Below are 14140 nucleotides of genomic sequence, written 5' to 3'. Positions count from 1 at the left end.
TCAGTCCAGCGCGACCTTCAAGCGCGCCTGCACCAACTGGCGCAGCACCAGCAGCTTGCCATGGAAGAAGTGCGATGCGCCCGGCACCACCACCACGGGAATCGAGCGCGGCCGCGCCCAGTCCATCGCTTCGGACAGCGGCACCACTTCGTCTTCTTCGCCGTGGACCATCAACGTGTCGTCCGGTACCTGCACTTCGTGCGACTGAAAGCGGTTGACCGCCGGCCCCATCAACATCAGCGCGGACGGCAAGGCAGCATCGCCCGCTTCAGCCAGCGCCGCGTAGGTTTGCGCGGCGACGGCGGTGCCAAATGAAAAGCCCGCCAGCACCCAGGGCGCATCGGCCAGTTCAGGATGCAGTTCGCGCATTTGCGCCACCACCGCCAGCATGTCCTGCGTTTCGCCCACCGACTTGTCGAACACGCCTTCCGACTGTCCCACGCCACGGAAGTTGGGGCGCACCGCCACCAGGCCATGCTGCACGCAGGCGCGCGACACGGTCGTGACGACCTTGTTTTCGCGCGCACCGCCTTGCAGGGGATGCGGATGCAGGACCAGGGCCCAGCCTCGCGGCGTGCCGGCAGGCCAATCGACGGCGCAATCGATGCGGCCGGCGGGGCCGGTGAAGGCGTGGGTATCAGTGCGTGCGGACATGGTTGAACTCAACGTGAAAAGCGGAAAAACGAAAAAACGAAAACGATGTTAACCGCCCGCTTTTGCCGCGGGCGTCATCGTGGCGGGGGCCATGGTGTTGGCCAGCCATTGCGCCAACTGGTCGGCCGCCTGGTCGGTGGCTTGCCGCAAGGCGGCCACGCCACCCGCGGCGTCCTGCGTGGGCGCGGGCGCCTGCACCAGGATGCGCGTTTGATCGACGACCGCGCGGCCATTGACCAAAACCGCTTGCAGCAAGATGCGCCCCTGGCTGGTCTGGCCGTCTTCAGAGAACACCTGTTCGAACTGCGACAGGGAAACCTGCAATTGCGGCGTCTGAAGATTGACGCGGTCAGCCAGAACGGGACCCTGACGCGACAGGCGGTCGGCAATACGCTGGCGCACCAGCTCGGACGGCGCCGACGCCCAGCGGTAGGTGGCATAGGCCTTGGGTGCGGCGCTGTCGCCCACCCGCCAGATCATGCCGGTATCCGACAACGTCGGCGAGGCCTGGAAGCTCAGCGCAATGGGCGCGCGTGCTGGCAAGGCGGGGGCTGGCTGGGCGTCCAGCCCCAGGTCAAAGACGGACGGCGGTGCGGGCACGCGGCCAATGCCGCAACCGGCAAGCGCCAGGGTCAAAGACAGGATCAACGTTCGGGTCGCCATCGAAACGGCACTACGCATCTTCAGCTTCTTCATTTGGACTGCCTCCCGAAACCGGCGAACCCGGCTTCGCCAGGCCCGGGCGCAATGGGCGCCGGGCCGAACAAGAACGATTGCGGCGTGCTGTCGACACGGCGCAGGGTCACGGCCGCCCCGCGCGCGGCCGCACTGACGTTGGTGGCCATATTGGTGACGGCAGGCAAGGTCTCGCCATCCAGCCGGGCGGCGGCCAGGGCAATATCGTTCAGGCTGCGCGTGGCCACCGACAAGGGGCCGTCGGGCGCATTCAGGCGTGCCACCGCCAGGCGAGCCTGCTGGGCCAGATCGGCAATTTCGCGCGCCGCGCGATCCGCCTGGCGCGAGGTATTGCCCAGCGAATCCAGCAGCGGGCCCAGCTTGGCCATGGTGGGCGCCAGGTCGCGGCTGGCTTGCCGCAATGATTGCGTGATGTCGGTGGCGTTCTGCAGGCTGGCCGTCAGCGCTTGCACGTTTTGTTCGCTAAGCACGCGGCGCAGTTGCTCGGTGGCTTCTTCCACATTGGAAATCAGCTTGCCGCCGCGCTGCTCGATGCGGTCAAGAAAGCCCGGGCGCAGCGGAATGGCGGCGGGATGTTCCGCCGTGGACGTCAGGCGCGTGAGCGACGAGCCGTCGTCGCGCAGCTCGACGTTGGCCATGCCCGTCACGCCCTGCACGCCCAGTTCGGCCCAGGTCGATTCGGTGATCGGCGTGTTCGGGGCCACGCCGATGCGGATGCGCACCTGCCCCGGCTTGTTGGGGTTCAGCGCCAGCGACTGCACCTTGCCCACCGGCACGCCCTGATAGCGCACGGCCGATTGCGGGTTCAGGCCGCTGACGGCCGTGGCCGAGATGATTTCGTATGTTTGCAGCTGGGTCCGGTCCCGACCGATCCAGACGGCCACCAGCACGGCGGCGGCCAGCAGGACCAGCGTGAAGATGCCGGCCATGAGCGCATGACTACGGTTTTCCATGATGCAATCCCTTCGGCGCCAGGTCCCCAAGCGCGCGCAAGCCGCGTTCGCCCAGGAAGAACGTGTGAATGAAGGGGTGATCGACCTTCAGTACTTCCGGCACCGTGTCGCACACGATCACCCGCTTGTCCGCCAGCACGGCCACACGGGTGGCCAACGCCAGCAGCGTGTCCAGATCGTGCGTCACCATGACGACGGTAAATCCCAACTGCCGATGCAGGCTGCGCACCAGATCCACGAATTCGTCCGAACGCAGCGGGTCCAGGCCGGCCGTGGGTTCGTCCAGGAACAGCAATTCCGGGTCCAGCGACAACGCACGCGCCAGCGCCACGCGCTTGACCATGCCGCCAGACAGGTCCGACGGCCGCTTGTCGGCATCATTGGCCGTCAACCCCACCATGGCCAGCCGGCACATGACGACGTCGCGCACCAGGTCTTCGGGCACCGTGCGCAGTTCGCGCAGCGGCAAGGCCACGTTGTCGAACACGGACAAGGCCGAGAACAGCGCCCCCGCCTGAAACAACATGCCCCATCGGTACGACAGCCGTCGGCGCTCGCCGGGCGACAGGTCGAACAGCGAATGCCCCAGCACCTTCACGCTGCCGGCGGTGGGCTGGTCCAGGCCGATGATCTGGCGCAGCAACACCGTCTTGCCCGTGCCCGAGCCGCCCACCAGCACCAGGATTTCGCCCGGGAAGACGGTCAGGTCAAGGTTGTCGTGAACCACATGGTCGCCAAAGGCCGTGCGCAGGCCGCGCACCGTGATGACGGGTTCAACCGTGATGCTGTCATCGGTGAACAGGCGGTGTTGCAGGACGCTGTTCATCAGATGCCCACCGAACTGAAAATAATGGCGTAAAGCGCATCCAGCAGAATCACGCCTGTAATCGACGTAACCACGGATGTGGTGGTACCGCGCCCCAGACTTTCCGTATTGGGCTGGATGCGCAGGCCGAAGTGGCAGGCGATCAACGCGATCAGAATGCCGAAGGTCACGCCCTTCAGGATGCCGATCCAGTAATTGGTCAATGAAATGGCGTCAGGCAGCGACGTCAAAAACCACTGCGCCGACACGCCCAACTGCACTTGCGCGGCCAGCATGCCGCCCAGGATCGCCATCGCACTCGTCCACAGGGTCAGCAGGGGCATGGTTACCGCCAACGCCAGCACGCGCGGCAGGATCAGCCTTTGGCCGTGCGAAATGCCCATGACGCGCATGGCGTCCAGTTCCTGGGTGACCCGCATCACGCCGATCTGGGCGGTGATGGCCGAGCCCGACCGGCCCGCCACCAGAATGGCGGCCAGCACCGGCCCAAGCTCGCGCACGATGGACACGCCCAGCAGCCGCACGATGAAGCGGTCGGCGCCGATCATCTGCAACTGTTGCGCCGACAGATACGACAGCACCACGCCAATCAGGAACCCCACCAGCGCCGTGATGCCCAGCGCCTGCGCGCCGGTTCGATACACCTGCGCCGAGATCTCGCGCCATGGGCCCAAACGCGGACGGCGCAGCATGCTGCCCAGGTCCAGCATCAATTGGCCCAGCATGATGAGCAGCGCCCGGCCGTTTTCGGCGGCCTGGAAGATGGCGCCGCCGAGCGCGCGGACCCAAGTCCAGGATTCGGGCTTGGACGGCGCCGCCTGGACCCCGCCCTTGTTCATGGCCAGCGCGTTGAACACATCCTGCTGGCCGGCCGACCAGCGCACGCGCTCGGGCAGCTTTTCACCCCAGGCCTGCCAGATGAGCAAGGCGCCGATGGTGTCCAGCCGGCTGATGCCATGCAGGTCCCAACGCACGCCATCTTCGGCGGCACGAGCCATTGCCGTGCGCCGGCGTTCGACTTCGCCGGTCTGGGCCAGGGCCAGGACGCTCCAGTCGCCCGCCACATGGCAAACTTTCCCGTCCTGACGGAAAGGCGCGGCGGCGGACGCGGATGAAGCGGAATGCGGCATGTAGGCGGGGCACCGATGCAAAATGTATCGCCAATGATAAACGCTTGAGGGCTGAATGGCCGCTAGGGCCGGCCGCGTGCCCTACAATCGCCGCCATGCCCGATCACGTCCGCCCAATCGACCTGCCCGCGCCGGAAGCCCTGGCCCGGGAGCTAGGCTCGCGCCTGCCCGCATTCCAAGACATCGCCTGGACCGGCGACACCGGGTCAACCAACGCCGACCTGCTGGCGCGCGCGCGCTCGGGCGCCGGGGCTGGTAAACCCTGGCTGCTGGGCAGCCACCTGCAGAACGCCGGCCGTGGCCGAGCGGGGCGCCCGTGGCAAAACCAGTCTGGCGCCACCTTGATGTTTTCCTGCGCTTACGACGTCCATCTGCCTGCCGCGCAATTGCCCGCGCTGTCTCCCTTGGCCGGCGTGGCCGCCTGCGAGGCACTGCGCGCGGTAGCCGGCCCGCGTGCGCGCGGCCTGTGCATGAAGTGGCCGAACGATGTGCAGTGGCACGACGCCAAGCTGGCGGGCGTGCTGGTGGAAACCACCCGCAACCCGGGCGGCCGCGAAGCCGGCTACACCGTCGTCATCGGCATGGGCGTCAATTTGACCGACGCGAGCGAACTGTCTCGCGCATTGGGCCGCGAGGTGGCCGACTGGACCCAGGTGCAGGCCGAAGCAGACCGCGTGGCCACCGCCGCCGACCTGGTCTGCGCCAGCGCCACCGCCTGGCTGGAAGCCGTCCAGACCCTGGAACGCGAAGGTTTCGCCGCGTTCCGCCAGCGTTTCAACCAGGTCGACGCCTTGGCGGGCAGGCCGGTGAACGTGCTGGAGAAAGGCGATATCCTACTTAGCGGCACCGCCTGTGGCGTAGACGAACACGGGCGCCTGCTGGTGCAAACGCCCGAGGGCGCCACCCCGATCTCGATCGGTGAAATTTCGATTCGACGCCAAGCATGATTATTCTCATCGACTCCGGCAACAGCCGTCTCAAGGTGGGTTGGCTGGACGCCAGCAACCCCGACATGCCCCGCGAACCGGCGGCTGTCGCCTTCGACGGCCTGGACCTGGATGCGCTGGACGGCTGGCTGGCCGCGCTGCCGCGCCCCCCCCTGCGCGCGCTGGGCGTGAACGTGGCGGGCGACGCACGCGGCACGGCCATCGCCGCGATCCTGCAAAAGCACGGCTGCGCGGTGACCTGGTCGCCGTCGCAGGCGGCCACGCTGGGGCTGGTCAACAATTACCGGGTGCCGACGCAATTGGGCGCCGACCGCTGGGCCTCGCTGCTGGGCGTGCTGTCGCGCCTGCCGGGCGCGCATCCGCCTTTCGTGCTGGCCAGCTTCGGCACCGCCACCACCATCGACACCGTCGGCCCTGACAACGTTTTCGCGGGCGGCCTGATCCTGCCGGGTCCGGCCATGATGCGCAACGCGCTGGCCCATGGCACCGCCAACCTGCCCATCGCCAACGGCCAGGTCGTGGCCTACCCCGTTGATACGCACGAAGCCATCGCCTCGGGCATCGCCGCGGCCCAAGCCGGCGCGGTGGTGCGCCAATGGCTGGCGGGCCGTCAGCGCTATGGCCAAACCCCGCAGATCTACGCAGCTGGCGGCGGCTGGCCCGAAGTGCATCAAGAGATAGAACGCCTGCTGGCGGATGCCGGCGGCGCGTTCGGCGCGGCCCCCGTGCCGGTGTACCTGGATCACCCCGTCCTGGATGGCCTGGCCGCGGTCGCGCGCGCCACCCTGGACACCCACGCCTGAGCAAGGTCCGCCGACATGCGAGTGCTCTTCATCCTGATAGTGCTGGCGAATTTATGGGTGCTGGCGCTGGGCCAGGGCTGGATCGGCGTGCGCCCGGAAGATGAGGGGCGGGAAACGCGAAAGTTCAGCCAGGAATTGAACGTGGATGCGGTAAAGCTGGTGGGGCGGGCGACGCAAACGTCGCGCTAAGCGTTTTATCGCCCTGGCGGCGTAATGCTGCTTGATGCTTACCCCAGCCAGGGCGCCAGCGCATCCATGGTCCGCCACGTTGCCCCCGCATGCAGCTCAAACCAGGCACGAGCGGCATGGCTCGCGTCTTGGCGCTGTGCGTCATCCTTCAGCATGGCCAACGCCGCATCGACAGCCTGAGCAGGGTCAGCCTTGCGCATCACCGCTCCGGCTGCAATGGCATCTTCCGCCGCCTGCTGAAAATTGAACGTGTGCGGTCCCACGATGACCGGCACACCCGCTGCACACGCCTCGATCAGGTTCTGACCGCCCAGCGGCGCAAAGCTGCCCGCCACAACGGCCACGTCCGAGGCGGCGTAATAGAAGGCCATTTCACCCAGGCTATCGCCAAGCAGCACCCGGGTTTCTGGCGCCGGATCGCCGCCAGCGCTGCGCCGGACATACGACACGCCCGCCTCGCTCAGCAGGCGCGCAGCGTCGTCAAAGCGTTGCGGGTGGCGCGGGATCAGCAGAAACAGCGGCGCGTCGATGGGGATGCCTGCGGCGTTGTTGGCGGAGCCACTGGCGGGATGGCTAGAACCCTTGCCGACACGCTTGATGGCGTCGATGAAAGGCGCGTCCTCGCCTTCGCGGGTGCTTGCGATGGCGATGACCTGGCGGCCGATACGCGCGCGCCATTCCCGGCCGGCCTGGACCTGCGCCGCCGGCAGCACCAAGTCGAATTTCAGGTTGCCCGTCACGATGGGTGCAGGAGCGCCCGCCTGCTCCAGTCGAGCGGCATCTTCAGCCGTCTGCGCCAGCACGAGATCCAGGCTGCCCAAGGCTTCGCGCATCACGCTGCCCATCCGAGTCGCCTGGCGCAGCGACGATGCCGAGTACCGCGCGCTGACCAGCGCCATCGGCACCCCTGCTTGCCGCGCGGCCGCCAGCAGGTTGGGCCAGATCTCGCGTTCAATCAGCAGGCCACAGCGAGGCCGGTAGCCGCGCATGAAGCGCCGGGTCGCCCCGGGAAAGTCATAAGGAAGCCAGGCTTGCCGCAACTGGCCCCGGGAAAGGGCATCGGCAAACAGCCGCTGGCCTTCGGCGCGGCCGGTCGCGGTCATGTGCGTCAACAGCACCGGCAGACCACGGTCCAGCAAGGCCTGCACCAACGGTTGCGCGGCACGGGTCTCGCCCAGGCTGACGGCGTGCATCCACACCGGCGCCGTCCAACTGAAATCGTGGGGGGCTACCGCCGGCCCAATCGCATGGCCGAAACGCTCGCGGGAAAACACCTGCCATTGGCCGCCAGCGCGTTTGGCGCGCCGGGCCATCCACAACCAGAGCAGCGGAGCGAGCGCCCGCAGTGCCAGCGTGTAGACGCAGCGGTTCATGTCACTGCGCGGCCAGCGCCTGTTCAACCGAAGCCATCACCGCTTCGCGCGACGGCGAAGCGCCCCGGTCACCCAGGCTGGCGGTGTAGTTGGACCCGACCAGCGGGGTGCGAACCGGTGTGGAGGCACGGTAAATGCCGATGGTCGGCCGGCCCAAGGCGGCGGACAGGTGCGTCAGGCCGCTGTCCAGACCGACCATCAGGCGCGAGCCGGCCAGCAGGCGCGCCACGTCCGTCAAGTCCATGCGGGGCATCACTTCCGCCCCGTCCATGCCTGCCACCAGCAGGCTGGCGCGTTCAGCTTCCTGGTCGTTGCCCGCCAGCAACTTGAGCGCACAACCGGCATCGCGCAGGCGACGGAACACCGCGCGCCAATCGTCCTCGGGCCAAAGTTTGTCGTCGCGGCTGGCCGAGGGCATGATCACGGCATAGCCGCGGTCGGTATCCAGGTGATGCAGGCGCGGTAGTTCCTTGGCATCCAAGCCGGCGCTGGAGACTTCGTGAACCGGGTCGGCACCGCCCTCCCGGCCCTGCGCCGCCTGGCGCAAAAACGTCTGCAGGCCGAAATCGGGCAAGCCGCCGTGCTGGTAACCAAATGTCAACGCCGCGAGCTTGCGCTGGCGAATGACGGCCGGTTGCCAGAATTCCACCCGATGCCGTACGTCATAGAACAGTGATGCGAGAGGCTCGCGCGCCGAACGCCAGTCCAGCCCGTGACGCACGCCGCGCGCCTGCCGCACCAGCCACGCGGACTTCAGCAGGGCCTGCATATCCAGCACAATGTCGTACTGCTTGGACCGCAAGCGCTCGCGCAACGCCCTGCGTTCGGCTCTCACTTGCGCCGACCACCAAGCCTTGCGCCAGCGGCGGTGGGCCACCTTGATGACCTCATTGACCGCTGGATGCCACATGGGAATTTCGGCGAAAGCCTCTTCGGCGATCCAGTCGATTTCGGCGTCCGGCACATGGCGGGCGATGTCGGAAATGGCGGGCAGCATATGCACCAGATCGCCGAGTGACGACGTGCGGACAATGAGAATGCGAGTTGGCATCAAGTCTTAGTCTAGAGGTTTCCCAACGCAACCCCGGCAGGCGCCAGGGACGTTCACGGTATCATTCCCGACTGTGCCGGGGCGCACATTCGAAGAATCCCGGCAATTTACAACAAACTCATCACAATGAATCTTCCTCCGATTAGTGATCGAAAGATCCGTTTTGCCCTGGTCGGCTGCGGGCGCATCTCCAAGAATCACATTGCCGCCCTTGCCCAGCATTCCGACCGCGCAGAACTGGTTGAGGTCTGCGACACGAATCCTGAATCGTTGCGCAATGCAGTACAGGCGACAGGCGCCAGGGGCTTTGCCTCGCTGACGGAACTGCTGCAGCAGGGCAATGCCGACGCGGTGGTGCTGGCCACCCCCTCCGGACTGCATCCATGGCAGGCGGTGGAAGCCGCGCAAGCCGGGCGCCACGTGGTGAGCGAAAAACCCATGGCAACCCGCTGGGAAGACGGCAAGCGCATGGTCAAGGCATGCGATGAAGCCGGGGTGCGTTTGTTCATCGTCAAGCAGAATCGCCGCAACGCGACGCTGCAGTTGGTCAAGAAAGCGATCGATAGTGGCCGTTTCGGTCGCATTTTCATGGTGACGGTCAACGTATTCTGGACCCGCCCGCAAGAGTATTATGATGCGGCTCGCTGGCGCGGAAAATGGGAATGGGACGGCGGCGCCTTCATGAACCAAGCCAGCCATTATGTCGATCTGCTGGATTGGTTGATCGGTCCGGTGGAAAGTGTCTACGCCTATACCGCCACGCTTGCCCGCCGTATCGAGGCGGAAGATACTGGTGTCGCGGCAGTGCGCTGGCGCCACGGCGCCATGGGCTCCATCAATGTCACCATGCTGACCTATCCGCAAAACCTGGAAGGTTCCATCACCATCCTGGGCGAAAAGGGCACGGTGCGCGTGGGCGGCGTGGCGGTCAATCGGATCGACGAGTGGAAATTCGCCGACGAGCAGGCCGACGACGCCAAGATCCGCGAAGCCAACTATGAAACCACTTCGGTCTACGGCTTCGGCCATCCTCTCTATTACGACAACGTCATCAAAACGTTGTGCGGAGAATGCGAGCCTGAGACCGACGGTCGCGAAGGTCTCCAGTCGCTGGCTCTATTGACGGCCATCTACCGTTCAGCCCGCGACGGTATTCGTGTCCCCCTGCCACTGGACTGAACTTCATGAGCATCCACCCCACCGCTATCGTCGACGCGGGCGCCCGCGTCGGGGCCGGAACGCGAATCTGGCATTGGGTCCATGTCAGCGCCGGCGCCGTGATCGGCGCCGGTTGCTCGCTGGGCCAGAATGTCTACGTCGGCAATCAGGTCCGTATCGGTGACCGCGTCAAGATTCAGAACAACGTGTCGGTCTATGACAACGTCACCCTGGAGGACGATGTCTTCTGCGGGCCGAGCATGGTGTTCACCAATGTCTACAACCCCCGCGCGGCCATCGAACGCAAGAACGAATACCGCGATACGCTGGTCCGCCAGGGGGCGACGCTGGGCGCCAATTGCACCATCGTGTGCGGTGTGACGGTTGGTCGCCACGCCTTCGTGGGCGCCGGCGCGGTGGTGAACAAATCGATTCCGGATTTCGCTCTGGTGGTTGGCGTGCCCGCCCGCCAGATCGGCTGGATGAGCCGTTACGGCGAACAATTGGACCTGCCCCTCAGCGGAAACGCCCAGGCCATCTGTCCCGCGACCGGTGAGCGGTACGTGTTGAACAACGGCGTTTGCGAACTAGCGTGAGCCCCATGCAATTCATCGATCTCAAGAAGCAATATCAAGTCCTGCGTGATCCCATCAACACCCGCATCCAGCAGGTGCTGGACCACGGTCAGTACATCATGGGTCCGGAGGTCAAGGAGCTTGAGGCCGCGTTGCAGGCCTATACGGGTGCCAAACACTGCGTCACCGTCGCCTCCGGCACGGAAGCCCTGCTGATGTCGCTGATGGCGCTGGGCATCGGGGCAGGCGATGAGGTGATCACCACTTCGTTCACCTTCGTCGCCACGGCCGAAGTCATCGTGCTGCTGGGCGCCACCCCCATTTTTGTCGACGTCGAACCCGACACTTGCAATATCAAGGTCGCCGATATCGAAGCCAGGATCAGCTCGCGCACCAAGGCGATCATCCCGGTGTCCCTTTATGGGCAATGCGGTGACATGGACGAAGTCAACGCCATCGCGGCCCGGCACGGCATTGCCGTAATCGAGGACGCCGCCCAGAGCTTCGGCGCCACGTACAAGGGCAGGAAAAGCGGCAACCTGTCGACGATTGGCTGCACCAGCTTCTTTCCCAGCAAGCCGCTAGGCTGCTATGGCGACGGCGGCGCGATTTTCACCAATGACGACGCGCTGGCGCAGGCATGCCGGGAGATTCGCGTCCACGGGCAATCAGCCCGCTACTACCATACCCGGGTCGGGGTGGGCGGCCGCATGGATACCCTGCAGTGCGCTGTCGTGCTCGCCAAGCTGGAGCGCTTTGGCTGGGAAGTGGAACAACGGATCCGGATCGGCGCGCGCTATCAGGCCCTGTTCGCTGATGTGCCCAACGTGCGGACCGTCACCGTCCGGCCCGACCGCGACAGCGTCTGGGCCCAGTTCACGATCATGGTGCAGGATCGCGATGGCATCATTGCCGCGCTGAAGGCGGCGGACATCCCTACCGCCATCCACTATCCGCGTCCGATCCACACACAGCCGGCTTACAGCCGGTACGCGGATGGGTCCACCCCGGTCTCTGAAATGCTGGCGAGCCAAGTGCTCAGCCTGCCCATGCATCCCGACCTGGACGCGGAGACGCAGAACCATATCGTCCAAACGGTCATGCAGGCCGCTCGCTGACACCATGGCGCCTTCGTACTCCCCGGTTTGCCCTATGGCAGGAAACAGCGGAGCGGCGGCGCCACACGCCACCCAATGAATATTCTCCTGATCAATCACTATGCCGGGTCGCCGCGCCATGGCATGGAATTCCGGCCCTACTACCTGGCTCGGGAATGGATCGCGCAAGGTCACCGTGTCACGATCGTGGCAAGCAGCGTGTCCCATATCAGACAGCGTAGCCCGGAGTTCAACGGTCCAACGCATGCCGAGACCCTCGACGGCGTGGACTATCTCTGGCTGCGCACACGTCCCTATCGGGGCAATGGCGCGGCTCGCTTGCTGAACATGCTGCAGTTCACCGGCTTGCTCTACCGACACGCCAAGGCCTTGGCGGCCGAGCGGCCGGACGTCGTGATCGCCTCTTCGACCTATCCCTACGACATCTGGCCCGCTCGCCATATCGCCCGGCGTGCCGGCGCCAAGCTCGTGTACGAATTGCACGATGTCTGGCCGCTGACCCCGCAGATGCTCGGCGGCTTCTCGAAATGGCATCCAATGATTTTCTCGATGCAATGCGCCGAGAACTACGCCTACGCCCATGCAGATAAAGCGGTCTCGTTACTGCCGGGCACCGAAGCCCATATGCGCGACCATGGCTTGCGCGGCGACAAGTTCGTCTACATCCCCAATGGCATTGACCCAGGCGCTGCTCCCACGCCAGTACCCGATGCAATCCGCACGCAAATTGCACAGTTCCGCGAGAAATTTGAAACTCTTTGCATCTACGCGGGCGGACATGCGGTCTCAAACGCGCTGGATCCCTTTATTGAAGCGGCCGGCCGCCCTAGTGCGCAAAATATAGGACTGGTACTAGTGGGAAATGGGGCCGAAAAGGATAGACTGCAACGCAAAGCGCGCCAGCTGGGATTGGCCAATGTGCAATTCCTGGATCCCATCCCCAAGACGGCAGTGCCGTCCCTGCTGGCCCTGGGAGACATGGCGTACATTGGCTGGCGTGACAGTCCGCTGTACGCCCAGGGGATGAGTCCCAACAAGTTGTTCGATTACATGATGGCGGGATTGCCGGTGGTCCACTCCACCAGCTCACCTTACGATATCGTGCAGGACGCAGGCTGCGGTATCAGTGTCCCGGCCGAAGACGTGGACGGAATCGCCAACGCGCTTGGCAGGCTCGCAGGCATGACTGCGGATCAACGACGCCAGCTGGGCGAAAATGGCCGTGGCTTCGTCCAATCGCACCACGCCTACCCAACCCTGGCTGCCAGATTCTTGCAAGCGCTGGGGCCCGCGCCGCGTCAGCAGAAAGAGGTCTGAATTCCTAAACCGCGTACTATCTGCCCCTGGGCTGAGATGCACATGAGAAAATTCCTTGGTTTTTCGCCCCTGTTCCCAAGACAGATGCGTGACTCATCAAAAATCAATAAGCTGGCTTGCGTTCGTGAATACGCGCCGGCATCACATCGCAGTATTGTGTCTGGCCAGCCATGAATCCATTTATCCCTTTCGCCCTGCCCGATATCGGGGACGAAGAAATCGAAGCCGTCACCAAAGCCATGCAATCCGGCTGGTTGACCACCGGCCCGAACGCGCGTGAATTCGAAATCGAATTCGCGCGCTATCTCGGTGGCGACGTGGAAGCAGTGGCCGTCAACTCCGCAACAGCGGGCCTGCATCTCGCTCTGGAAGCCATCGGTGTCGGCGAAGGGCATGAAGTCATCACGCCGTCACATACCTTCACCGCGACGGCCGAGGTCGCGCGCTATCTGGGCGCCGAGCCCGTGTTGGTCGATATCGACCCCGAAACGTTGTGCATTTCGCCCGCGGCCATCGAGCGCGCGATCACGCCCAAAACCCGGGCGATCATTCCGGTCCACTACGGCGGCCTGTCCTGTGACATGGACAGCATCCTGGCAATCGCGCGCAAGCATAATCTTCGCGTCATCGAAGACGCCGCGCATGCTCTGCCCACCACTTGGCAAGGCGACAAGATCGGCACGCTGGCCAGTGACCTGACCGTCTACAGTTTCTACGCCACCAAAACGCTGGCCACTGGCGAAGGTGGCATGGTGATCACGCGCGACCCGGCACTGGCCAAGCGCTGTCGCGTCATGCGCTTGCACGGTATCGACCGCGACGCCTTTGATCGCTACACGTCCAACCAGCCCAGTTGGTACTACGAAATCGTTGCGCCCGGCTTCAAGTACAACTTGCCGGACACCGCCGCGGCCATGGGACGGGTGCAACTGCGCAGGCTGCACGAGATGCAGGCCCGGCGCGCGAATATCGCCGACGCCTACAACACGGCGTTCGCTGATTTGCCGCTGACATTGCCCCCGCGTCCGGGCAATGCGGACATGCCGCATGCCGCTACCGACCTGCATGCCTGGCACCTGTATGTCGTGCGCCTGCACGACCAGAATCCAGCCCATCGCGACCAGTTCATCGCCAAGATGGCCGAAATAGGCATTGGCTGCAGCGTCCACTACGTGCCGTTGCACCTGCAACCCTACTGGCGCGACCGCTACGACCTGACCCCCGAGATGTACCCGCAATCGCAAGCGGCGTTCAACTCCATGGTCAGCCTGCCGATCTACTCGAAGATGACCGACGCCGATGTGGCGCGCGTTATTGAATCGGTGAAAGCCCTATTGTTCTAGGACGCTG

15 protein-coding genes are annotated in these 14140 nt (G+C 64.9%); 8 read left to right on the top strand and 7 right to left on the bottom strand.

What is annotated here, in order from left to right; translation table 11 throughout:
- The 5 genes from WBR68_RS06670 to WBR68_RS06650 are packed head-to-tail and all read right to left on the bottom strand — an operon-like array spanning window position 1 to window position 4259.
- Window positions 1-654, bottom strand: coding sequence for an alpha/beta hydrolase (locus WBR68_RS06670; RefSeq protein WP_050446133.1), 654 nt, complete (start codon window positions 652-654; stop codon window positions 1-3).
- Window positions 655-702: 48 nt separating this feature from the next.
- Complete coding sequence (locus WBR68_RS06665; RefSeq protein ID WP_370641204.1) at window positions 703-1350, bottom strand: ABC-type transport auxiliary lipoprotein family protein; 648 nt, start codon at window positions 1348-1350, stop codon at window positions 703-705.
- Window positions 1347-2303 (bottom strand): MlaD family protein, encoded by a 957-nt coding sequence (locus WBR68_RS06660; protein ID WP_050446132.1) that lies wholly within the window; start codon window positions 2301-2303, stop codon window positions 1347-1349. The genes WBR68_RS06665 and WBR68_RS06660 overlap by 4 nt, the downstream gene beginning before the upstream one ends.
- On the bottom strand, window positions 2290-3129 hold the full coding sequence (locus WBR68_RS06655) for an ABC transporter ATP-binding protein (RefSeq protein ID WP_050446131.1): 840 nt from the start codon (window positions 3127-3129) through the stop codon (window positions 2290-2292). The genes WBR68_RS06660 and WBR68_RS06655 overlap by 14 nt, the downstream gene beginning before the upstream one ends.
- Window positions 3129-4259, bottom strand: coding sequence for an MlaE family ABC transporter permease (locus WBR68_RS06650; protein ID WP_050446130.1), 1131 nt, complete (start codon window positions 4257-4259; stop codon window positions 3129-3131). The genes WBR68_RS06655 and WBR68_RS06650 overlap by 1 nt, the downstream gene beginning before the upstream one ends.
- Before the next feature lie 95 nt (window positions 4260-4354).
- Between WBR68_RS06650 and WBR68_RS06645 the strand changes: the two genes are divergently transcribed.
- The 3 genes from WBR68_RS06645 to WBR68_RS06635 are packed head-to-tail and all read left to right on the top strand — an operon-like array spanning window position 4355 to window position 6198.
- Window positions 4355-5206 (top strand): biotin--[acetyl-CoA-carboxylase] ligase, encoded by an 852-nt coding sequence (locus WBR68_RS06645; RefSeq protein ID WP_127186116.1) that lies wholly within the window; start codon window positions 4355-4357, stop codon window positions 5204-5206.
- Complete coding sequence (locus tag WBR68_RS06640) at window positions 5203-6009, top strand: type III pantothenate kinase (protein ID WP_050446128.1); 807 nt, start codon at window positions 5203-5205, stop codon at window positions 6007-6009. The genes WBR68_RS06645 and WBR68_RS06640 overlap by 4 nt, the downstream gene beginning before the upstream one ends.
- 15 nt (window positions 6010-6024) lie before the next feature.
- Window positions 6025-6198 (top strand): hypothetical protein, encoded by a 174-nt coding sequence (locus WBR68_RS06635; RefSeq protein ID WP_164741321.1) that lies wholly within the window; start codon window positions 6025-6027, stop codon window positions 6196-6198.
- A 38-nt stretch (window positions 6199-6236) separates the two neighbouring features.
- On the opposite strand, the gene WBR68_RS06630 is transcribed toward WBR68_RS06635, so the two are convergent.
- Together WBR68_RS06630 and waaC are read right to left on the bottom strand one after the other, a co-directional pair.
- Window positions 6237-7571 (bottom strand): 3-deoxy-D-manno-octulosonic acid transferase, encoded by a 1335-nt coding sequence (locus WBR68_RS06630; RefSeq protein ID WP_127186117.1) that lies wholly within the window; start codon window positions 7569-7571, stop codon window positions 6237-6239.
- 1 nt (window position 7572) lies between these two features.
- Window positions 7573-8622, bottom strand: a complete 1050-nt coding sequence (gene waaC / locus WBR68_RS06625) for a lipopolysaccharide heptosyltransferase I (protein ID WP_127186118.1) — start codon at window positions 8620-8622, stop codon at window positions 7573-7575.
- A gap of 126 nt (window positions 8623-8748) precedes the next feature.
- Here waaC and WBR68_RS06620 point away from each other — a divergent pair, with 126 nt between their 5' ends.
- From WBR68_RS06620 to WBR68_RS06600, 5 genes are all read left to right on the top strand, one after another.
- Entirely contained in the window at window positions 8749-9801 is a 1053-nt protein-coding gene (locus tag WBR68_RS06620) for a Gfo/Idh/MocA family protein (protein ID WP_127186119.1), read from the top strand.
- 5 nt (window positions 9802-9806) lie between these two features.
- Window positions 9807-10376 (top strand): acyltransferase, encoded by a 570-nt coding sequence (locus tag WBR68_RS06615; protein ID WP_127186120.1) that lies wholly within the window; start codon window positions 9807-9809, stop codon window positions 10374-10376.
- 5 nt (window positions 10377-10381) lie between these two features.
- On the top strand, window positions 10382-11473 hold the full coding sequence (locus WBR68_RS06610; RefSeq protein ID WP_127186121.1) for a DegT/DnrJ/EryC1/StrS family aminotransferase: 1092 nt from the start codon (window positions 10382-10384) through the stop codon (window positions 11471-11473).
- A 75-nt stretch (window positions 11474-11548) separates the two neighbouring features.
- Complete coding sequence (locus tag WBR68_RS06605) at window positions 11549-12790, top strand: glycosyltransferase family 4 protein (protein WP_127186122.1); 1242 nt, start codon at window positions 11549-11551, stop codon at window positions 12788-12790.
- A 170-nt stretch (window positions 12791-12960) separates the two neighbouring features.
- Entirely contained in the window at window positions 12961-14133 is a 1173-nt protein-coding gene (locus WBR68_RS06600) for a DegT/DnrJ/EryC1/StrS family aminotransferase (protein ID WP_127186123.1), read from the top strand.
- Window positions 14134-14140 lie beyond the last annotated feature (7 nt).

The organism is Achromobacter sp. JD-1, from assembly GCF_038594925.1.
Classification (GTDB): Bacteria; Pseudomonadota; Gammaproteobacteria; order Burkholderiales; family Burkholderiaceae_B; genus Achromobacter; species Achromobacter spanius_C.
This window is presented reverse-complemented; position numbering and strand designations above follow the sequence as displayed.